The organism is Candidatus Thiodiazotropha sp. CDECU1, from assembly GCF_963455295.1.
Lineage (GTDB): Bacteria > Pseudomonadota > Gammaproteobacteria > Chromatiales > Chromatiaceae > Thiodiazotropha.
Window position 1 is genome coordinate 623990 of sequence record NZ_OY734020.1, and the last position, 21244, is coordinate 645233.

21 protein-coding genes are annotated in these 21244 nt (G+C 52.9%); 14 read left to right on the forward strand and 7 right to left on the reverse strand.

The window, feature by feature from the left end:
* A complete protein-coding gene (locus R2K28_RS02845; RefSeq protein ID WP_316367885.1) occupies positions 1-783 on the reverse strand; it encodes a DUF1538 domain-containing protein in 783 nt (260 codons plus the stop codon).
* Entirely contained in the window at positions 780-1511 is a 732-nt protein-coding gene (locus R2K28_RS02850) for a DUF1538 domain-containing protein (RefSeq protein WP_316367886.1), read from the reverse strand. Before R2K28_RS02850 ends, R2K28_RS02845 begins: the two co-directional genes overlap by 4 nt.
* A gap of 654 nt (positions 1512-2165) precedes the next feature.
* Between R2K28_RS02850 and R2K28_RS02855 the strand changes: the two genes are divergently transcribed.
* The 3 genes from R2K28_RS02855 to nadC all read left to right on the forward strand — a co-directional run bounded on the left by R2K28_RS02855 (position 2166) and on the right by nadC (position 5728).
* On the forward strand, positions 2166-4382 hold the full coding sequence (locus R2K28_RS02855; RefSeq protein WP_316367887.1) for a DUF1631 domain-containing protein: 2217 nt from the start codon (positions 2166-2168) through the stop codon (positions 4380-4382).
* Between the two features lie 159 nt (positions 4383-4541).
* Positions 4542-4889, forward strand: coding sequence for an FKBP-type peptidyl-prolyl cis-trans isomerase (locus tag R2K28_RS02860; protein ID WP_116444916.1), 348 nt, complete (start codon positions 4542-4544; stop codon positions 4887-4889).
* Positions 4886-5728 carry a carboxylating nicotinate-nucleotide diphosphorylase gene (gene nadC, locus R2K28_RS02865; protein WP_316367888.1) on the forward strand — a complete coding sequence of 281 codons (843 nt, stop codon included), beginning with the start codon at positions 4886-4888 and terminating at the stop codon, positions 5726-5728. The genes R2K28_RS02860 and nadC overlap by 4 nt, the downstream gene beginning before the upstream one ends.
* An 8-nt stretch (positions 5729-5736) precedes the next feature.
* Here nadC and R2K28_RS02870 read toward each other — a convergent pair whose 3' ends face one another.
* The 5 genes from R2K28_RS02870 to R2K28_RS02890 all read right to left on the reverse strand — a co-directional run bounded on the left by R2K28_RS02870 (position 5737) and on the right by R2K28_RS02890 (position 8976).
* Positions 5737-5973, reverse strand: coding sequence for a hydrolase (locus R2K28_RS02870; RefSeq protein ID WP_116476106.1), 237 nt, complete (start codon positions 5971-5973; stop codon positions 5737-5739).
* A 152-nt stretch (positions 5974-6125) separates the two neighbouring features.
* Complete coding sequence (locus R2K28_RS02875) at positions 6126-7328, reverse strand: SUMF1/EgtB/PvdO family nonheme iron enzyme (RefSeq protein WP_316367890.1); 1203 nt, start codon at positions 7326-7328, stop codon at positions 6126-6128.
* Positions 7329-7459: 131 nt separating this feature from the next.
* Complete coding sequence (locus tag R2K28_RS02880; RefSeq protein WP_116447709.1) at positions 7460-7759, reverse strand: TusE/DsrC/DsvC family sulfur relay protein; 300 nt, start codon at positions 7757-7759, stop codon at positions 7460-7462.
* Positions 7760-7871: 112 nt separating this feature from the next.
* Positions 7872-8597 (reverse strand): HugZ family pyridoxamine 5'-phosphate oxidase, encoded by a 726-nt coding sequence (locus tag R2K28_RS02885; RefSeq protein ID WP_316367891.1) that lies wholly within the window; start codon positions 8595-8597, stop codon positions 7872-7874.
* 40 nt (positions 8598-8637) lie between these two features.
* The gene (locus R2K28_RS02890) at positions 8638-8976 is read right to left on the reverse strand and encodes an MTH1187 family thiamine-binding protein (RefSeq protein ID WP_316367892.1); all 339 of its coding nucleotides are present in this window, start codon (positions 8974-8976) and stop codon (positions 8638-8640) included.
* Positions 8977-9168: 192 nt separating this feature from the next.
* Here R2K28_RS02890 and R2K28_RS02895 point away from each other — a divergent pair, with 192 nt between their 5' ends.
* The 11 genes from R2K28_RS02895 (at position 9169) to purE (ending at position 21211) form a co-directional block, all read left to right on the forward strand.
* The gene (locus R2K28_RS02895; protein WP_316367893.1) at positions 9169-9411 is read left to right on the forward strand and encodes a GlsB/YeaQ/YmgE family stress response membrane protein; all 243 of its coding nucleotides are present in this window, start codon (positions 9169-9171) and stop codon (positions 9409-9411) included.
* Between the two features lie 56 nt (positions 9412-9467).
* Complete coding sequence (locus tag R2K28_RS02900; RefSeq protein WP_316367894.1) at positions 9468-10286, forward strand: mechanosensitive ion channel family protein; 819 nt, start codon at positions 9468-9470, stop codon at positions 10284-10286.
* Between the two features lie 52 nt (positions 10287-10338).
* Positions 10339-11151 carry an OmpA family protein gene (locus tag R2K28_RS02905; protein ID WP_316367895.1) on the forward strand — a complete coding sequence of 271 codons (813 nt, stop codon included), beginning with the start codon at positions 10339-10341 and terminating at the stop codon, positions 11149-11151.
* A 231-nt stretch (positions 11152-11382) separates the two neighbouring features.
* On the forward strand, positions 11383-12069 hold the full coding sequence (locus R2K28_RS02910) for a response regulator transcription factor (protein ID WP_316367896.1): 687 nt from the start codon (positions 11383-11385) through the stop codon (positions 12067-12069).
* Positions 12070-12276: 207 nt separating this feature from the next.
* On the forward strand, positions 12277-13602 hold the full coding sequence (locus tag R2K28_RS02915; RefSeq protein ID WP_316367897.1) for a FecR family protein: 1326 nt from the start codon (positions 12277-12279) through the stop codon (positions 13600-13602).
* 67 nt (positions 13603-13669) lie between these two features.
* Positions 13670-16288 carry a CHASE2 domain-containing protein gene (locus R2K28_RS02920; RefSeq protein ID WP_316367898.1) on the forward strand — a complete coding sequence of 873 codons (2619 nt, stop codon included), beginning with the start codon at positions 13670-13672 and terminating at the stop codon, positions 16286-16288.
* Between the two features lie 87 nt (positions 16289-16375).
* Positions 16376-18223 carry a dihydroxy-acid dehydratase gene (gene ilvD / locus R2K28_RS02925; RefSeq protein WP_316367899.1) on the forward strand — a complete coding sequence of 616 codons (1848 nt, stop codon included), beginning with the start codon at positions 16376-16378 and terminating at the stop codon, positions 18221-18223.
* Between the two features lie 5 nt (positions 18224-18228).
* The gene (locus R2K28_RS02930; protein ID WP_316367901.1) at positions 18229-18639 is read left to right on the forward strand and encodes a hypothetical protein; all 411 of its coding nucleotides are present in this window, start codon (positions 18229-18231) and stop codon (positions 18637-18639) included.
* Positions 18640-18736: 97 nt separating this feature from the next.
* Entirely contained in the window at positions 18737-19444 is a 708-nt protein-coding gene (locus R2K28_RS02935) for a Crp/Fnr family transcriptional regulator (RefSeq protein WP_316367902.1), read from the forward strand.
* Between the two features lie 112 nt (positions 19445-19556).
* A complete protein-coding gene (gene purK, locus R2K28_RS02940) occupies positions 19557-20714 on the forward strand; it encodes a 5-(carboxyamino)imidazole ribonucleotide synthase (RefSeq protein WP_316367903.1) in 1158 nt (385 codons plus the stop codon).
* Positions 20711-21211 (forward strand): 5-(carboxyamino)imidazole ribonucleotide mutase, encoded by a 501-nt coding sequence (gene purE / locus R2K28_RS02945; RefSeq protein ID WP_316367904.1) that lies wholly within the window; start codon positions 20711-20713, stop codon positions 21209-21211. Before purK ends, purE begins: the two co-directional genes overlap by 4 nt.
* Positions 21212-21244: the final 33 nt, after the last annotated feature.

Below are 21244 nucleotides of genomic sequence, written 5' to 3' on the forward strand. Positions count from 1 at the left end.
TTACCTCGTTGTATCATCAGATTGTCTTTTGGATCGCCATTCACTCAGTTGAGCGTAGGCCATGACCGACATGATCGGGAACAGGCTGGCGAAGGCGATGAGGCCAAAACCGTCCATTACAGGATTGCGGCCAGGAATATTGCTGGATAAACCCAGTCCCAGGGCCGCTACCAGCGGTACCGTGACGGTGGATGTGGTTACCCCCCCTGAATCATATGCCAGGGCAATGATCGTCCGGGGGGCATAGACTGTCTGCACGATTACCACTACATAACCCGTCATGATGTACCAGTGCAGAGGTGTTCCGGAAATAATCCGGTAGCAACCCAAGGAGATGCCCACAGCCACACCGATGGCGACGGCAATGCGTAACCCCCATTTACTGATGGCGCCGGCGGAGACCTGATTCGCCTTGATTGCCACGGCGATCAATGAGGGTTCTGCGATGGTGGTGGAAAAGCCGATGCAGGCCGCGAACAGATAGACCCAAAAGTAGTGGTGCCATTTAACCCCATCACCGGTATCGGGAATATTCAGTATCTCAGGCGAGGTGAGCTGATTTGCCATCAACTCCCCGAGTGGGAAGAGGGCGAGATCCAACCCTTGCAGGAACAGAACCAGGCCAAGCAGAACCAGAAGAAAGCCAAACAGCACCTCTTTGGGATTCTTTATGGGGCGGCGCAGCACCAGGAATTGAAAGCCAATCAGGATGCCGGCGATGGGTAGAACATCGAGTACGGTGCCAACCATTACAGAGAAGAAGTGCTGAAGGGCTTCATTCATAACAGCAGCCCATATCCCATGACGAAGATCATCGGTGTGAGAGATGCGAAGGCTATCAGGCCAAATCCGTCGGTCATGGGATTACGACCCTTGATGCTTGAGGCCAGGCCGACCCCGAGCGCCGTCACCAGGGGGACGGTTACCGTAGAGGTGGTGACGCCACCTGAATCATAGGCTATGCCGATAATTTCTTTAGGTGCTATTGCGGTCATTAATACAACACCCAGATAGCCGCCTATGATGAGGTATTCAACCGGCCAACCCTTAACGATTCTCAATACACCGATCAGGATGGCGAATCCGACTGATATTGCCACGGTATAGCGTAACCCCTGGGCGTACCCCTCCTGGGCGGTCTGGGTATTCTCTATCATGCCGCCGACAGCCGCCACATTGGCGGCCTCCTGGGCAATTTTTATCAATGCGGGTTCTGCCACTGTGGTGCCGAATCCGAGGGCGAAAGCGAAAATCAACAACCAAGTCAGGCTGCCCTTGCGGGCAAAGTCCCATGCCATGCCTTCACCAATGGGGAACAGGCCCAGATTCAGGCCTTCGATAAAGAGGGTCAAGCCCAGCAGGACCAATACAGACCCTATCAGTATGGTGCCGAGATTAGGAATAGGTTGTTGCAGTACCGCCAATTGAAAGAAAGCGATAACCAGGACAATCGGCAGCAGGTCCCGGGTGCTGTCCGCGAGCGATGATATGAGACGTTTGACTAGGCGCATCGGTTGGGTTCGAGCTGTTTCAGGTCGTCTGTTGTTCTTCTGTGAAGCCTTTTTGGAACTGCTCCATAATCATTGAAACGATACCTTAGATTCTGCTCCGCCGCTAATCTTCAAATCGGTGAAAAGGCGAATCTAGTTCACTCTGGCTATGAATTTTGACGACCGGGTCAAGCTGTCAATGGCCTGAGTGGGCGGGATTCACGCCCAGGGAGTGGGTGGACGGATGACGAATCGGAATTAATTTCGTAAAAATCCGGGGCAACCTACTGGCATTGCCTCGGTTGGAGTAGTAACTATATTATCAAAATTTTATAGAACTCATTGATTATACAAGCGTTTGGTGCTAGTTTTCCTCTTATGCGCCGGGTGGCGCAGATCGACTCTTTGCTGCGATCAGATGCTTAGTGTGAGGTTATTCTCAGACGATATCCCTGTAGTAACATAGCCTTATACTAGATGTGGGTAACGGGGATCGCTCGGCATCTTTTTGGATATTGGTGGAACACCTTCAAGTGGCAATAGATGGGAAGACAAGACAACATTATTACATTCGGCTCTGCTGTGCCTCGTCGAAAAAACATCTCTCTTGACGTGAATGGACGGAGGATTGCGGCTGAGTGTCGCAATCTCATTGTCAAAACGTTGCCAAAACTGATGAGTGGCCTATTCGAGAATCTCGATGATGCCCTCTACGAGATGGCCAACAAATCAGAGAGCAACGCGCTTCAGAATATCTATTTCGATTCCATGCGGGAGCTGCGCAAGCAGAGGTCCGGTATCGATCGCAGGTTTAGCCAGGAGGTATTACGCGCCTACGATCGTTACTGGGAGACGGGTGAGGTCACGATACAACAGCCGACCCTAGATGACTTGAGTCTGGAATCGGAAATGTCTCTGGTTGATGATGAAGATCTGGAGGATTCATTAGCTGTCACCAATATGGTGAGCAAGTCCGAAAGTCGTTTCACCCGGGAAATCTATGCAATGAGTCAACGTTTCGCCTATGTGATCGGCGGAGGTTCGGTTGATGAGTCCATCGCCCAACACACCCCATTGGCTCCGAGCGTAGTCTGCAACGCTTTTCAGACCGCAATGGCAGGCGTCCCCGTGGAGCTGCCGGTCAAGCTGGTTGTCTACAAGTTGTTCGATCGCCATGTGATGCACTATATCGGCGGCCTCTATGATGAGATCAATCTTCTGCTGGGTCGGGCCGGTGTAATCCCCAAGCTGACACCAAAGGTGCGTCGCAATCCAGTTGCACCTACTCTGCGTGGTGATGGCGGCGGCGAAAGCTACTTGGCAAGCGATTCATCGTATATGAGTTCAACCGCATCCTCATCCCCCGCATCGGCTGCAGCGGAAGAGGCGATCCAGGCAGAACTGTTTTCCAACCTGCAACAGTTGCTTAATCTCAGGCGTTCAAGTGCTGGCGGCAGCAGCCTGTTGACCTCCAGCCTGATGCTCACACCTCCGGCTGGTAATGTGCCACTGGTAGATACCGGTGAACTCCTGGGTGCGTTAAATGCCATCCAACAATCCAATGTGGTGATGCTGCCCCAAGGGCATCGTGTCAATCAGCCCCTGACACCCGAAGAGATGCGGGCCCGCCTGGTCAGCGATCTGCAAATTGCCAGGGATGGACAGGTCATCCGTTCCCTGGGCGATGCCGATAACGATACTATCGATGTCATCTCCATGATCTTCGAGTTTATCCTCGATGATTACAGCCTGCCCGATGCCATGAAGGCCCTGATCAGTCGCCTGCAGATCCCTATGCTGAAGGTTGCTATTATCGATAAGACCTTTTTCAGTCAGAAGATCCATCCCGCCAGGCGTTTATTGAACAGCCTGGCGCAAGCGGCAGTTGGCTGGAACGATACTGGCGATCGTGCCAACGATACCCTGTATAACAAGATCGAGCAGGTGGTGAAACGGGTCCTGAACGAATTTCACGATGATCCCGGACTGTTTGCGGAACTGGAAGAAGACTTCTCTAGCTGGTGGGAAAAGGAACAGCGGGGTGCTCAGATTGCGGAGCAGCGCACCAACCAGATAACCAAGGGTAAGGAGCAACTCAAATCAGCTAAGCAGACTGTTTCTGAAGAGCTCAATAAACGATTGCTCACCCAAGATGTCCTGCCCCAGGCGGTCATGTCTATCCTTGAGGATGGTTGGAAAGATGTGCTGTTGCTCGTCTATCTGCGAGAGGGGTCGGAGAGTAAAGGCTGGAGTGAGTCACTGGAGATCGTAGACAAGCTGTTGTGGAGTGTGCAACCCAAGTCCGAATATGGAGAAAGGCAACAGTTGCTGCGTGGTATCCCGGAACTATTGAGAAATATACGCGAGCGACTGAATAGCATCTCCTTTGATCAGCATAAAATGGCCAAGTTGTTTAAAGAGCTGCAAAACTGCCATATCGGTGTGCTGCGAGGCGGGGACAGCAGCCAGATGCATACTGCGGGAACCATGCCGGTCAGACGTTACGAAATCCATTTTCCTGATAGCCAGGTTGTCGCAGACCACAGCCCTCAAATGGACGAAATAGCGGATGAAACCGAGATCCTGAGTGAGCATGATGAGTTTACCCAGCAAGCGGTTGATCTAGAAACAGGTGAGTGGCTCGAGATCATCGATGGAAGCAGTAAGGTTCGAGTCAAATTGTCCTGGAAGAGCAAGGTCACCGACACCTATATCTTCGTCAATCGCAAAGGTATGAAGGCCATGGAACTCACCACCTTCGGACTCGCCAAGCGCCTGCGTGAGGGTACAGCGAAGAAGGTCGAAACATCGCCCAAGCCGATTATGGATCGGGCTCTGGATGCGATGCTCAGTGCTTTGAAGAAAACCACTTCTACCTCCGCATCCGCATAGGGCCTGATTTGGTCTAAGTGTTTTATTCCCACCAGCAATGCAACATGCCTTGCAAGGCAATGGCTTGACGCCATGCTTATACAGCTGTTAACAATCACCTTTTGACCACCAATCGGTCATGTAATGGTTTCGATCCAGAGAATGAGGATAGGTACGATCATGAGTGAAAAAATTACAGATTCGGGACTGAAGTTTGAGGACCTGAATGTGGGGACAGGGGATCTTGCGATGGCCGGTAGCCGTGTTTCAGTACACTACACAGGCTGGCTGCTCGAGGGTGACAAGTTCGATTCCTCACTGGATCGCAACCAGCCTTTTGCTTTCACCCTGGGTAAGGGTATGGTGATTGCCGGATGGGATGAGGGTGTTGCCGGTATGAAAGAGGGCGGTAAACGGCGGCTGACAATTCCGCCCCAATTGGGATACGGTTCTCAGGGCGCCGGCGGTGTGATTCCACCAAACGCCACATTGGTTTTCGATGTGGAATTGCTATCTGTCGAGGGATGAGCACCCTGCCTCACATCAGTCTTATACGCGAACAGGTCAGCCTGGCGTTGGCAGAGGATCTTGGCAGTGGCGACCTGACTGCAGAGTTACTGGATGAACATGTCATAGCACGAGCCCATATAGTCTGTCGTGATAATGCCGTGGTATGCGGCATCGCCTGGGTCGATGAAGTGTTTCATCGGATGGATGAAAGGATTGAGATAGAATGGCAGGTCGAGGATGGGGAGTTGGTCGCTCCTGGAACCGTGTTGTGCGAGTTACATGGTAACAATCGTTCCCTGTTGAGTGGTGAGCGGACGGCACTCAATTATCTCCAGACCCTTTCGGCGACTGCAACCCTGACCCGTCGCTACGTGGAGGCGGTGAAGGGGACGAGTGTCACTATTCTTGATACACGCAAGACCATCCCCGGGCTCAGAATGCAGCAGAAATATGCCGTGGTCTGCGGTGGTGGGCAGAACCACCGGATGGGACTCTATGATGCCATCCTCCTCAAAGAGAACCATGTGCAGATTGCCGGGTCGATAGGGGCAGCACTTACACGGGCAGACCAGATCGCCCCGGATGGGGTGGAGATCGAGATCGAAGTGGAATCAGTGGCTCAGCTCGAAGAGGCGTTGGAGGCTGGAGCGAAAAGGGTCCTGTTGGATAACTTCGAGGTAAAACGGCTATACGAAGCGGTGAAGTTGAATGCTGGACGGGCGAGGCTTGAGGCCTCTGGAGGGGTGACTCTCAAGACGATACGCCCGATAGCCGAAACTGGGGTGGACTATATCTCTATTGGGGCCTTGACCAAGGATCTCAGGGCGGTCGATCTCTCGATGTTGTTTATAGACTGACAACACCCCTATACACGTTCATCAATCAGTGTACCGATCAGCTCATTGGCGGTTTTCAGGGTCTTTACCTGTGCCTTGGTCTGGTTGGCATGTTGCTGTAGTTCAACCATCGCACGGGAGAGATCTGTCGGCTTGGCTTGAGTGGTCTGCTGGGTGCTGGCGATCTCCGAAGCCACGCGACGCATCCCCTGGAATCCCTTTTGAATCCCCTGAAGTGCCGGTCCTGTAATCGAATTAATACCCATGAGTAACGCAACTACCTCTAAATACAACCTCTCTAACCGGTTTGGTGGCAGTTTTACCTGATTCTTTAATTGATTTGTTCTTATATGTGGGGTGTGTGCCTGAATTGGTGAATTCAGTTCCCTAGGGCCTATTGGATTAGTATTAACAGGCCCTAGGAACTCCATTGATGGCGTGCTGGAAAGACCAGCCGTACCCCGGTGAACTGATGGTGGTCAGACGGCAGGGCCCAATGGCGGAAACTGGCGCGTCGCAGTATGGGTTGTGTGTGCAGACTGGCACCGCGCAGGGAATAGTGATTTTCATTCCCGTTGTGGGGTGAGTCAATGGCGTCCGGAAAGGGTTGGAATGAGGGATAGTGGTGGAATCCGTTACTGCACCACTCCCAAGCGCGTCCTGTCTGACTCACCACACCTGTGCGGACTGCTAACTCCCATTGATACTCATGCTGTATCACGGCACCTGAAAATTCACCACCAGCCCGGTCTATCCAGTTGCAGAAGGCTTGAGCCTCATAGAGGGAGATGCCGCTGACCGGATCATCGGGAGGAAGATGGGCATTTCCATTTATGGCCACTTCATACCAGCCCCCGGTTTGATCCTGCCGCCAATACTCCGGGTGTTGCTGTCCATTTAGATTCAGCCATTGCCAGCCTTCGTCGCTCCAAAGAGATTTGGTGCTGTAACCGGCTGCCTGCATGAAACTGAGGTATTGTGCATTCGAGACCGGTGTTAATGCGATGCGGAAACTACTCAGTTCAACGGCTTGTGGCGGCAGTTCGTTATCGTACGCACGCGGGTCGTTGCGTGCGCCAATGCGATAGTGGCCTTGGGAGATCTCTCTGGTTTCCCAGTGGGGTGCCGCGGGCTCGAGCGCTTCCCTGCAAAGATAATTTTGATCCTGTGCTTGCAGTGATCGCTGGTTTAAGACTGTCAACATGGCCTCGTAGAGTTTTGCCTGCTCTTGCAGCAGGTACCAGGCGAGTCGATCATGTTGGAGCCAGGGATGGTCAGGCAGGGCTGATGGCGTGGCGAGTCGGCGCAGATGTTCACTATGAATCTCTGAAGCCCAGTTGATGAGGTGTTCAACCGGTGGCAACTGGTTACATTGTTGATCCAGGGACAACTCGTTTGAGGCAAAGAGTGGCTCTACTCTCATGGACAGGTCGTGATCGTTTTCCAGGTGCTCTCTGAGCCATAGGAGTTCCAGGTAGACACCGCGACCGAAATACCAGTTCAGGGAGGCGAGTTGGGGGTGAAAGCGTCTGGCGCAATCCTCAGCGGGTATGGATGTCAGCAGATCGATCTGCATTGCATGCAGGTCGTCGAGTTGGCCAAGCAGTGTGGTTGAGGTCATATCACCCTTTTCCGGTCGGCAAAGCCGGCTATGTTAACGGAGGGATGATATAGGGGGAAGCCCGGAGGGATGGCTGTGGAGCTGTATTTCCCGGGGTCCGGTGCGGCAGGCCGCACCGGTTGATTATTTGATTAGACGCAACCGGTGGGTTTAGGCAATCCACCATATTTTGTAATCGGCTTCATCGGTCCCGTCAGCCAGAGTTCGAACATGGCCTTTTTGTCGGCGCCAAGATATTTGGAGAACTTGCGGATTGGTGGCACCACATTGAACTCATCATAATACTCCCTGGCTTTCAGGATATGATCCCATTTCTCATCGGTGAGATCATATTCGTCGGCTTCCGCCATGGCTCTGGCCACGTCCGGGGTCCATGCGTTCATATCGGTGAGATAACCATCTCCGTCACGATCAGGAATAGCTGTACTCATTTTGCCTGCTCCTACTACCAAGTAAAAAGGTTGGTTATTATTGAGGGGCAGTTTAATGTGAAATGCCGACCTATTTCCACCCTAGGAAAAATCGGGTTATAGGCTGGCAAAACTAGGTGCTGGGAAATGCGGAATCCCTGTTTGTTGTATCGATATGCTGCAGGTATGCCGATTTATCACCAAAACTGGTTTTAAATTGGAGGCGTTTCAACTCTTGAGCGAAGCGAACATCCAAACCGGAAGGATCACAACCAACCGCCTCAATGGCGGTACCGGTTGGCATGCCATTGCTATCGAGCAGCTGTCTTAGCAGATCGTGGTTGTGGGAATTCAACTGGTAGAGTAGTTCCGCTTCATCCGCAGTGGAAAAGGGGATCGGAAGCTGTATTCGACTCGGATCGAACCAACGGGCGGATCCGAAACCGCCGATATAGTAGAAGTGTTTTATGGCTAATCGGTAAAATTGGAAATTGAGCTCTTTCTGATAGCGGCGTGTATCCGGGTAGAAGCGAAAATAACGTTCTGCTGCTGCGGTTGAGTTAACCGCTTCCGCCTGTGCCAGACAGGTGAGGCGGGTCAGTTGCTGTACGTCACCACCACCCTGTTCAATTATTGTCAGAGAACAGCGAGGGTCATTCTCGAGGTTTCTAGTATGTTGTGCGAGGTGAGAAATCAGCAACATCAGGTTGCCCTTTGTATCACGACAAATGGGTAACAGAGAACCGAAAGGGTAACCTTGATATTTTAGTGAATGAGTGGACAGTATGCCGTGATAGCTTTCCGACCAGATTCTCCCAATGTCCTGCAACAACTCTTCCGTTGACGATTCGGTATTCATTTTATTCTTCTCGCGGTTGTTCAGTTCAAGGTTTGAAACACTACTGTTCAGATTCAATACCTGGATTGAGATTGATATCCCCTAACCGATCCTGAATCGATCGTATTTTTCCCCGCAAGCCATGTTCTCTGGTGGGGTAGCTGTCGATTTTTACCGCGGCATAGACGCGTTTGCATCCAGTGCTGTGAATGAGCTGTGTTGCCTTTTCAACAATCGCGAGGGCATCGTCGAGATTTGCGGTTTCGATCAATGTGCCCATCGCTGTCAGTTGGTATTCGACGCCGCTATTGTGGATCATCTCGATTACCTGGCTCACTTCCTCGCTGACGCTGACTCCCCTATCAAGCGGGAATACACTGAATTCCAATACTACAGACATGGCTTGTTCTCTGATCTCACATCATAACCTTAGTATACATCAGAGATATTTTACCCTGGATTGGGCATGGATGATCTGTAGACGGCCGGTGTTTGAAATCTTGATTTAACAATTCTTCACAGGTGTTGGGTTTATTCCTGTGCAGGGATTGCCCTAAGCTGCACTCAGTGAAGTCAAGGGGCTTTGGCGATCGTGAGTGCGCTGATTTTTCTTTTACTTGGTCTTGTTGCCGGCTGGTTGGCCGGACTGATCATGAAAGGCCGTAGCTTTGGCTTGCTGGCTAACCTGACGTTCGGGGTTCTGGGGGCGTTAATCGGGGGTTATCTTTTTGAATTTTTTACCATCGACAACAGTGGGGTGATTGGGTCATTGATCACTGCAACGGCAGGCGCGATACTGGTCCTGGCCATCGCCGGGCTGATCAACAGTCACTGAAGACCGTGTTGGCTATGCAGAAACAGAGTATCAAAACAATGATTAGGAGATGATTTATGGACCTCACGCTAGAGACTATTGTTAACACCTACGTAATTCCCTGGGGAACCAAGATCATAATGGCGCTGTTGGTGTTCATTATCGGTCGCTGGATTGCAAAGATGTTGACCCGTGCGCTGAAGGGGATCATGCAGAAAGGGGATGTTGACCAGATGCTGATCAGCTTCCTCGGCAATATCGCTTATGCAGCACTGTTGGCGGTTGTCGTACTGGCCGCACTGGAACAGCTTGGTGTCAATACGACATCCGCATTGGCCATCTTGGGTGCCGCAGGTTTGGCTGTTGGCTTGGCACTGAAAGACTCTCTGGCAAGCTTTGCGGCAGGGGTGATGCTGATTATCTTTCGCCCGTTTAAATTAGGTGATTTTGTCGAGGCAGGTGGTACGACCGGTGTGGTAGAGGAGATCCGTATATTCCATACGGTTCTCAAGAGCGGTGATAATCGCGAGATCACCATGCCAAATGCGCAAATCTACAGCGGCACAATCGTCAACTTCTCAGCCAGGGAGACCAGGCGAATCGATCTGGTAATCGGCATAGGTTACGACGATGACATCAAACAGGCACGTGATCTGCTGCAACAGATCCTCGATGCCGATACCACAGTGCTAAAGGATCCCGCGGCTACGATTATGTTGCTGGAATTGGGTGAGAGCAGTGTCGATTTTGCGGTTCGCCCCTGGGTTAAATCCGGGGACTACTGGACAACACGCGCGGCGCTACTTGAAACAATCAAGACAACGTTCGACAAGCAGGGTATCAGTATTCCCTACCCGCAAAGGGATATTCATATGATTCAAGAGGCGGCTGCCTAGTGGTTGGAGTCGCCACATCAGTCCAACAATATATAGAGGTGTAATCATGCACATGAAATGTATAACCATGGCCCTGGCTTTGACGCCAGTACTCATCAGCAGCAATGCATTGGCTGAGAAGGGGCTTGCCTACGATAGTATCAATTCGGTTTGGCGTACCGGCTATGGTGAGTGCTGGACCACCTCCTATCGCGACAAGTCACCGGCTGAAACCGGTTGTTTCGGTGCGCCGATGGCTGAAATGGCGCAGGCTGAAGGCGATGCCGACAATGATGGGGTAGTCGATAGCAAGGATCAGTGCCCAGGTACGGCTGCCGGTGTAAAGGTCGACGCCAAAGGATGCGCCCTCGACAGTGATGGTGACGGTGTGGCTGACAGCAGTGACAAGTGTCCGGATACCCCTGCCGGTGTGAAGGTTGATGCCAGTGGTTGTGAGCTGGATAGCGATGGTGATGGTGTCGCAGATAGTAAGGATGATTGCCCGAATACCCCCGCTGGTGCCACAGTGACTGATTCCGGGTGTGCGGTGCAGATCGTGTTGCAGAATGTCCTTTTTGAGCTCAATAGCGACAGAATCAGTAACCAGTACACGCCTACATTGAATCGTATTGCGGATTCCCTCAAGGCGCGTGCCGACGTTAAATCGATTGAGGTTATTGGTCACACCGACTCCACAGGTGCCGCAGCCTATAACCAGACGCTCTCCGAGCGACGCGCGAAAGCTGTGGCGGACTATCTGGTCACCCAGGGAGTGAGTGGGGCGCTCTTAAGCACAAAGGGAATGGGTGAGTCCTCTCCCATTGCTGATAATACAACCGCTGCAGGTCGTGCGCAGAATAGGCGCGTAGAGTTGAAGTTAGACTAGAGCGAATTAGTAAACAATGTTCAATGAGGCAACAGCTTGGCAGTCGTCATGTTGTTGCCTCTGTTTACTGCCTATTATGAGAACACCTTCATTGACACCTTCACCGAGCAGTGGTCAGTTAGTAGGTATGAAACAGCTATATATTAAACAGCCTGCAGTAATCGGTTCAGGTGTGGTTGAGGCCTTGTCATTGGGGCGAGGCTGTAACAGGACAGTACCATGGAGTCATCGATGCGAATAGCCTATTTGGAAGATGATAAAGTGCAATCTGCAGTGATGAAGGAGTGGCTGGAGGCTGAAGGTTACGTCTGCAGGGCTTTTGACAATGCAGATGCCTTTATGCGTGAGTTGCGCCATGAGACCTATGATCTGTTAATCATGGATTGGGAGTTGCCGGAAAAAAGCGGTGTAGAGGTGCTCTCCTGGTTGCGCGGTGATCGGGAGTGGGATCTTCCGGTGTTTTTTATCACCCATAGGGATGGCGAGTCGGATATTATCGAAGCGCTTGAAAAAGGTGCCGATGACTACTTGGCGAAGCCGGTCAATCGCGAAATCATGTTGGCGCGGATCAGGGCCTTGGTCAGGCGTCACAGCGGTCGGCGTGATCACATAGAGGTCAGTGGTTTTACTCTGCAAAAGGAGAACAAGACCCTCACCTTGAACGGCGAGCCTGTGGAAATGACAGAGAAGGAATTTCAACTGGCGTGGATGCTGTTTACCAATATTGGCCGCCTGCTTTCCCGCGACCATCTGTTGGAAAGTATTTGGGGGTTTGGTCCGGGTCTCATGACCCGTACTGTGGATACTCATATCAGCCGCCTGCGGCGCAAACTGGGGCTGACACCTGAAAACGGTTGGCGTTTGAAGGCAGTCTATCACCAAGGTTATCGTCTCGAGAATCTGGAAGAGCACCAATAGCTGGCTAGAATCGGAGGTCTGGCGGGTATATTCTATATGTGCCTATCATCCGGCATGGATTGCCCTATAACACCTGTTTGTGTATAGCATAGCCATTTGGAAGGTCTGAGATTAAGGTCTGAAGACAACCGGTTATATGACTTTCCAGTCCGCATTGCGGCCGATGGCTTGGGAAATCCGTGTGCTAGCTGATGAGTAATTGGCGAGATGACTAAATTCAACATACCCCTTTTGCTCTTCCTTTTGATTGCGCTAACCAGCCAAACCTGGGCAGAGGATTGGGCCTATCGAATCCACGAGGGAGAGAATCTGACCCTGGTCGCGGAACGTTTCCTCAAATCGGAATTCACCCCCGATCAATTGCAAATCTACAACGGCATTGCCAATGACAGGGAGATCCCCATTGGCACTGAGATCCGTGTGCCCATCGACTGGTTGAAAGAGGTGCTTGCAGGTGTAAAGGTCAACTATGTCCTGGGGGATGCCTCGCTACAGCGGATGGGAGAGAGTAATACAACCAGGCTTGTTGCGGACACCATGCTGAATGCGGGTGATAGGATTATCACCGGTGCCGGTTCATCGGTGTCATTGAAATTCGCAGATAATTCCACCCTGCTGATCGATGAAGAGAGTGAGGTGGTATTCGATGCCCTCTCATCTTTCCATGGTATGGGTATGTTGGATACGCGGATTCGCCTGCAAAGGGGGCGCATTGAAAATCGCATTAAACCCCTTAGAAAACCGGAATTTCGATATGAAATCCACACCCCGGCCGCAGTCACGGTGGTAAGGGGTACGGATTTTCGTGTCTTTTCCGACGCTGAGGATGAACTGACCCGAAGCGAAGTGACGGAGGGGGGGGTGAACATTACCGCCGCTGGTGAAACAGTGAAGGTTGAACAAGGCGAGGGGAGCCTGATTGAAAAGGGCAAAACCCCTTCTGCGCCGCGTAAACTGTTGGCAAAACCTGATTTGACTGGAATGACCCTCAACGCCACAGCAGATGGTGTGGATACCGAATGGCCGCAACTTGCCGGGGCGACAGCGTATCGCTATCAGCTCATAAACACTGAACGGCGAGTGGTCGCGGTTGGAACCACCGGTAGCAATCGGGTGAGGTTGCCGTCACTGGCTGCGGGTGATTATCAAATCACTGTCAGAGGGATTGATGATCTAGGGTTTGAGGGTTTCGATGCCCAGCATGATTTTACCCTGCAGCCGGTAACGCCAATTCCAAAACAGGCGGAACCTTCTGGACTGGAAAAGCCGACACTCGCTCAACCGCAGTTCAGTGGGTATGGTATTCATCTACACTGGACCCAGGTGGTTGGCGCTTGGGCGTATAGATTGTATCTTGCCAGGGATGCCGAGCTTAAGGATGTGATATTCACAAGGTTATCCGAAGATACCGGATTTGTTTTGCAACCCCTGCCCCCTGGGCGCTACTTTATCGGTGTTGAGGCACTATCTGCGATTAATGATGAGCGTTCCCGATCCAATATCTACCAAATCGGTATGCCTGCTTGGCGATAGGGCAGAGAGAAGGCAGGGCTTCCATGATAGGTAAAAGATGAGGGATGTCATAAATCGTAATAGTATCGTGACGCGATCCAAAAGATTCTCAGAGCGTACGCGCAGTGCCTTGATAATGTTGCTGTTGACCGGTTTATTGGCGGCCAGCAATTGGCTGTGGCGCTGGGATCTGCTGCTCTATGATCTACAGTTGGGATTCATTTCCAGGCCAGCTGCAGAGGATATCATCATTGTTGCTGTGGATGAGAAGAGCCTGGAAGCCTTGGGACGATGGCCCTGGTCGCGCGAGGTCCATGCGAAACTTGTGGATAGACTCACCCAGGCGGGGGCTAAGGCCATTATCCTGGATATCTTGTTCGCTGAACCCGATCGAAATGATCCTGAATCGGATAATCAATTGATCCAGTCTATCGCCGCCAGTGAACGGGTGTTTATGCCGGTTATCCTTGAGGAGCATCGACAGGGTGGGATGCTGGTGGAGTCTATGCCTATACCCGCGCTGTCGAATGTGGCGGCAGGTTTAGGGCATGTGCATATGGACCTGGATGCCGACGGGATCGCCCGTGGTGTATTTCTCTATGAGGGGTTGGGGCAGGCCTATTGGCCGCACCTGATGCTGGCGGTGCTGAGCTGGCTCGAACCTGGTGAGGTGGGAATGCGCTCCGCGCCCACCAGTCGGCAGGCACCGAATATCCATACAATCAATCGTCATACCCATCGTCTTATCCCTTTCTATGGCCCCGCGGGTCACTATCATCGCTACAGCTACAGCCAGGTACTGGAGGGTGATTTTCTACCCAATCTTTTCCGTGACAAGATTGTAGTGGTTGGTGTCACGGCAACCGGGATTGGCGACGCCTTGCCCACCCCGGTATCCGGCTATGGGGTGCCGATGCCCGGCGTGGAGATTAATGCCAATATTCTGCAGAGCCTGAGGCAGGATCAGGCAATTACACCCATTGCCTATCTGCCTCATTTACTGGGTAGTGCCCTGATCGTGGTCCTTCCCTTTGTGCTCTATCCCTATTTTCCTACCCGCGCAGCACCCCTCGTGTCGCTGATACTGGTGGTTGTATTTTTTCTATTTACCATAGCGCTGCTGCGCTGGGCCGAGTTTTGGTTTCCACCCTCTGCCGCCTTGTTGGGACTATTGTTGAGCTATCCCTTGTGGAGTTGGCGACGCCTGGATCAGGCAGTACGTTACTTGAACGAACAGCTTGAACGCATGCAGAGTGAGCAGCGTTTGTTGCCGGTGGAACAACCACCCAGTGATATCACCACCGCCATGGAATTCCTTGCCAGGCTGATGCCGCTTCAGGGTTGGGTACTCTATGACGTCGATAGTGGCAAACAAATGCTGCAGTCTGGCTCAGCGCTGGGACCGCCATTGGAATCCCTGACAAAAGGGAGATGGCAGCGATCTGGAGCGGAGCTGTGGACTGAGATTCAGCGACCCGAGTCAGCCTGGCAGTTGGGGTTGGTGTGGCCGAGAAATGAGGTGCCTGTGGGCCACTCGATGAAGCTGGTGGATGAGTTCGCTCTGCAATTTTCCCTTGAACCTGAAGCCAATCAGGATGGTGTGCTGGAGCGAGTGGAATTGCGCATGCAGCAGATGAAGGAGACCAATGCCCGCCTGCAGCGCTTCCGTCATCTGATCAGTAATGCGGTGGGACAGATGGATGACGGGCTGATGGTCATCAATGGCCTGGGGCAGGTAGTGATGTCCAATCCTCGAGCCTCCTTCTATCTTGGTCACCCATCTGACCAGGAACTGCTGGGCGAGGATGCCTATCATCTGCTGAGTGTCTTGGAAATTCAGGGTGCTGAGACATGGCAAGAGGTATTCACCAAGGTTTTGCTGCATAAGGAGCCGGTGCGTTTTGAGGCCGTACGTTCCCCCGATACCGAACTGTTTGTGCAGTTGAAAACCCTACAGGAAGTGGATGCGGAGTTTCCCGGTTTGATAGTCAATCTCTCCTACATCGGGACCTTGAAACGATCTGAACGCACTCGTGCCAAGATGCTGAATTTCCTGTCCCACGATATACGCTCTCCAATCACCTCTCTGCTCTCATTGACCCAGTCCAAACAGCTGTTGGATGGGAATGGAAAAGAGATGGCTGAACAGATTCAGCCATTGGCCCGCCGATCCCTCAAACTGGCGGACAATTTTTTACGCCTGGCGCGGGCCGAGGTTGTAGAGACCGCTTCATTTACCGATACCAATTTCGTTGAGGTGGCACATAACGCAGCGGACGAGGTCTATGTTCAGGCCAAGGCGAAACAGGTAAAACTGCTGCGTCAGTTCAATGAGGATGAAATATGGTTGCGGGGAGACTTGGGCTTACTGGAGCGGGCATTGGTTAACTTGCTGGAAAATGCGATTAAATTCTCCCCGTCTGAGAGCCAGGTCACTATGACCCTCTCTATCAAACATTCCCGACTTATATGTGAAATCGAGGATCAGGGCCCAGGCATTCCGGAACACCAGTTAAATGACATATTCATGCCCTTTATGCAGGCTGATTCGAATCAAATAATGCGTAAAAAGGGGGTTGGCTTGGGTCTGAGTTTTGTCAAGGTAGTGGCAGAGAAGCATCATGGCTCGGTAACGGCTGACAACATCGGGAAAGGTGGTGCGGTCTTTACCCTGAATCTTCCATGCGAGGAGAATCCTGCCACATGACCCGGCTTAACCGTGCAGAGGACGTTTGTTTGCGCTAAGTAAAAGCGTGCATAATGGGCGTTTTCGACAGATTATCCGGAGTGAGTGATGCCGCAATACCGTTCCCGTACGACCACCCATGGGCGCAATATGGCTGGCGCCCGCGCCCTTTGGCGGGCCACAGGCATGAAGGACGGCGACTTCGATAAACCGATTATTGCCATCTCCAACTCGTTTACCCAGTTCGTACCCGGTCATGTGCATCTGAAAGATCTGGGACAACTGGTTGCCAGGGAGATCGAGGCGGCCGGCGGGGTGGCTAAAGAGTTCAATACCATTGCCGTGGATGACGGTATCGCCATGGGGCATGGGGGAATGCTCTACTCCCTGCCGTCACGGGACATCATTGCCGATTCAGTGGAGTATATGGTCAACGCGCACTGTGCCGACGCACTGGTCTGCATCTCCAATTGCGACAAGATAACCCCCGGCATGCTGATGGCTGCAATGCGCTTGAATATTCCGACCCTGTTTGTCTCCGGTGGGCCAATGGAAGCGGGTAAGGTTCAGTTGCATGGCAAAGAGCACCATCTGGATCTTGTGGATGCCATGGTTTCAGCAGCCAACCCGGATGAGAGTGATGCAGACGTTGAGAAGATCGAGCGCTCCGCCTGCCCCACCTGTGGCTCATGTTCAGGCATGTTTACCGCCAACTCCATGAACTGCCTGACCGAGGCCCTGGGCCTCTCCTTGCCGGGCAACGGGTCCTTGCTGGCCACCCATGCCGATCGGGAACAGCTCTTTTTGGAGGCGGGGCGTCGTGTCGTCGAGCTGGCACAGCGTTGGTATGAGCAGGATGACGCCAGTGTCCTGCCGCGCAATGTTGCGACCTTCGAGGCCTTTGAAAATGCCATGAGTCTGGATATCGCCATGGGTGGCTCCACCAATACCGTACTCCATCTGCTCGCCGCCGCTTATGAAGGGGAGGTGGATTTCTCCATGGTCGATATCGACCGTTTGAGCCGCAAGGTGCCGAACCTGTGCAAGGTAGCCCCGGCCACGCAGCAGTATCATATGGAGGATGTGCATCGGGCAGGCGGGGTGATCGGTATCCTGGGCGAGCTAGACCGGGCCGGGCTGATACATCGCCATGTGCCGACGGTCTATGCGGCGACTATCGGAGAAGCTATCGATCGCTGGGATATCGTGCGCAGCAATGAGGAGGAGGCGCGTAACCGCTATCTGGCCGCCCCTGGCGGGGTGCCCACTCAAGTGGCCTTCAGCCAGGCATCCCGCTGGCCTGATCTGGATCTCGACAGAGAGCAGGGCTGTATCCGGGATCTGGAACATGCCTACTCCCGGGATGGTGGATTGGCCGTCCTGTATGGCAACCTGGCTGAGCAGGGATGTATCGTCAAGACCGCGGGGGTGGATGAATCCATCCTTAAATTTACCGGGCCGGCACGCATCTTCGAGAGTCAAGATAGTGCGGTTGAAGCGATTCTGAATGATGATATCCAGGCAGGCGATGTGCTGATCATCCGTTATGAGGGGCCGAAAGGGGGGCCGGGCATGCAGGAGATGCTCTACCCCACCAGTTATCTCAAATCAAAGGGGTTGGGTAAGGCATGTGCATTGGTCACTGATGGCCGTTTTTCCGGCGGCACATCAGGACTATCCATAGGCCATTGTTCCCCCGAGGCGGCCGAAGGGGGGAATATCGGTTTGGTGGAGGAGGGTGACTCAATAGAGATCGATATTCCCGGGCGAACCATACAGATCGCCATCGCTGATGAGATATTGCAACAGAGGCGTGACGCAATGACTGCAAGAGGCAATCAGGCCTGGCAACCCATGGGTAGGGAGAGGGTCGTATCTCAGGCCTTGAAGGCATACGCCGCCTTGGCAACCTCGGCTGCCCGTGGGGCGGTCAGGGATCTCAGTCAACTTGACTAAGCCTGATGCGATCGCTGTTTCTGTTGCTGTTTGTTGCAGGGTGTAGCGGGGGCGACCCGACTGCTACTGATCCAGGATTGATTTTCGAAGATGGATTCGAGAATTCAGTGGATGAGGTGGATATCCTTGCGGAAGGGGGTACCATGGTTCGCGGATTCGATGCCTGGTTGAAGATATCACCCAAGCTAACGACTCTGCGACCTCGCAATCTGTCTGATTATGCATACCATGATTGTGCAGAAATGGTGGCCTGGTTTCACGCTGTTACCGGTGATGACAATCTTATAACAATGCATAGCGGGCTGACCTGCCAGGTATACGAGGAACCCAGATTCAAGTTTGAAAATGGTCGTTGGCTGTTAGCGGACCGAAGCGAAGGTTCTTACTATTATCGAATCTGGAAGCATAACTATTAATCAATTATTACTATAATTTTAATTATTACAATCAGTTGGTTGCTCCCTGCGGTGCCAGACTAAGATCCCGCATAAGGGGACGAACTTCCGGAGACGAATGGTGTATTTTGATCTCAAACGGTGTTATCTGTTTACTCACTTGGACGATAGTCAGTTCGAACAGATTGAAAAGATGGCCCATGAACTAAGGCTTAGGGATGGTCAGCTCTTTTTCCAGTCCGGCGATCCAGCTACCCATTTTTTTCTCGTCATTCAGGGACAGATAAAACTGACCCGACTCTCCATGCAGGGACAGGAGAAGGTTATCGAGATAATCTCACCGGGACAGACCTTTGCTGAGGCATTGATGTTTGGTGAGCACCCGGAATACCCGGTGAATGCTGTTGCCATTGGCGATACCTACCTGTTGAGTTTTGAGGCCGCTCAATTTCTGGAAATTCTGCGGGGATCCATCGATACCTGTTTCAGATTGATGGGGGATATGAGCCACCGGCTGAAAAATCTGATTCGTGAGATCGATGAGTTGACCCTGCAGAGTGCCAGTTGTCGGGTCGCCAGTTTCTTATGGAAGAGATGGCAGGCCAGCGCGGATGGTGACATCGGTTTTGAACTTCAGGCACCGAAGGGGGTGATCGCTTCCAGGCTTTCGGTTACACCGGAGACCTTCTCCCGCATTCTGCACAATTTCACCGATCAGGGGCTGATTCGTGTCGATGGCGGCCGGGTGGAGGTGCTGGACGAGGGTGGATTACTCGACTTTGCCGATATCACGGGCAGGATCAACCGGGAAATCTCCTCCACTTGAGCCCGATAGGCCCATGAGTCCCCTCGAATTTTACTCAGATTGAGGTATTCCTGCTGTTTGCCGGGTATACTCTCCCCCCTTGGCGAATAATCAACCCTTTTTATAGATAGTGATGAAGGATAGTTTCCCATTTCCGGTAGCCCGAATCGGCCTCATTGGTGGTGGCCAGTTAGGGCGTATGATGGTCAAGGCGGCAAAACGTCTGGGCTGTACTTGTGTGGTCCTCGACCCCTATCCCCGCTCACCTGCCGGACAGGTTGCCGGGCATCAGATAATCGGCGGATATCACGATCCAGCAAAACTTCGTGAGTTGGCGGAATCCTGTGATGTGGTGACCTTCGAGTTGGAGAATATCGATACCGAAACCCTGGCTCAGCTGCAGCGTGAGGGGCATGTTATCCATCCAGCCCCGGCCCTGCTCTCGGTGTTGCAGGATAAGCTGACCCAAAAGCAGTTTCTGGAGCAGCATGGTATCCCCACGGCAGAGTTTGTGGAGATGCCGGAACCTGAACTGCAAGCCTTTGAATCTTTTGGTTTTCCGCTGGTACAAAAGGCGCGTCGCGGTGGTTATGACGGGCGTGGTGTGGCGGTGATGCCGAATGCAGAGGATTTTGCCAAGCATCTCCCTGTGGCCTCATTAGTGGAGCGATTCGTGCAGGCCAAGAAGGAGTTGGCGGTAATGGTCGCCCGCAATCAGGAAGGGGGGTGTATCGCCTATCCAACAGTTGAGATGTGTTTCCGCCCCGGGGAAAATGTTCTCGATCTGCTGCTATGCCCCGCCGCAGTGAGCGCGGAGGTTGCCGCGGCGGCAGAGGCGCTGGCGATGCGCACCATCGATGCACTGCGGGGTGTGGGCGTATTTGGTGTGGAGATGTTTCTCACCCAGGATGACCAGTTGCTGGTGAATGAAATCGCACCACGTACCCACAACTCAGGCCACCATACTATCGAGGCCTGCATCACCGATCAGTTTGAACAGCATCTGCGGGCCATTTTGGGATTGCCCCTGGGGGCCACCGACCTTTTATCGCCTGCGGCGATGATCAATCTGCTCGGTGATTCAGCAGCTCGTGGCAGGCCGGTTATAGAGGGTATGGCCGCCGCCCTCGGGATAGAGGGGGTCTGTCTGCATCTGTATGGCAAGGCGGAAGTGACCCCCTACCGCAAGATGGGGCATGTCACCGTACTCGATCCGGATCTGGATGCGGCCAGGCGTAAAGCGGAACAGGTGCGGGATCTGATTAAAATAACTGGAGAACAGCAGCCATGAACCAACCAGTTGTGGGCATTATCATGGGAAGTGATTCCGATCTTCCCGTCATGCAGGAGGCGGCAAAGGTGCTGCAGGAACTGCAGGTTCCCTACGAGATGACCATCGTTTCGGCCCATCGTACCCCCAGCCGGCTCTATGAATATGCCCAACAGGCCGCAGACAGGGGGCTCCAGGTGATCATTGCCGGTGCGGGGGGTGCCGCCCATCTCCCCGGTATGGTCGCTTCGCTTTCGCCCCTACCGGTAGTCGGCGTGCCAGTGAAGACCTCCGCCCTGAGTGGCGAGGATTCTCTGCTCTCCATCGTGCAGATGCCGCCAGGCGTACCGGTGGCCACCGTCGCCATCAATGGCGCCCGAAATGCGGGTATTCTGGCGGTGCAGATCCTCAGCACCGCCCAGCCCGAGCTGCGCCAACGTATCATCGACTTCAAGCAGGCCCTGGAAGCGATGGTTATGTCCAAGGTCGAGGCGATGGAATCGAGTCAAGAAGGTTAAAAAAACCGCAAATGATGCGAAAGGTGTTTTGTT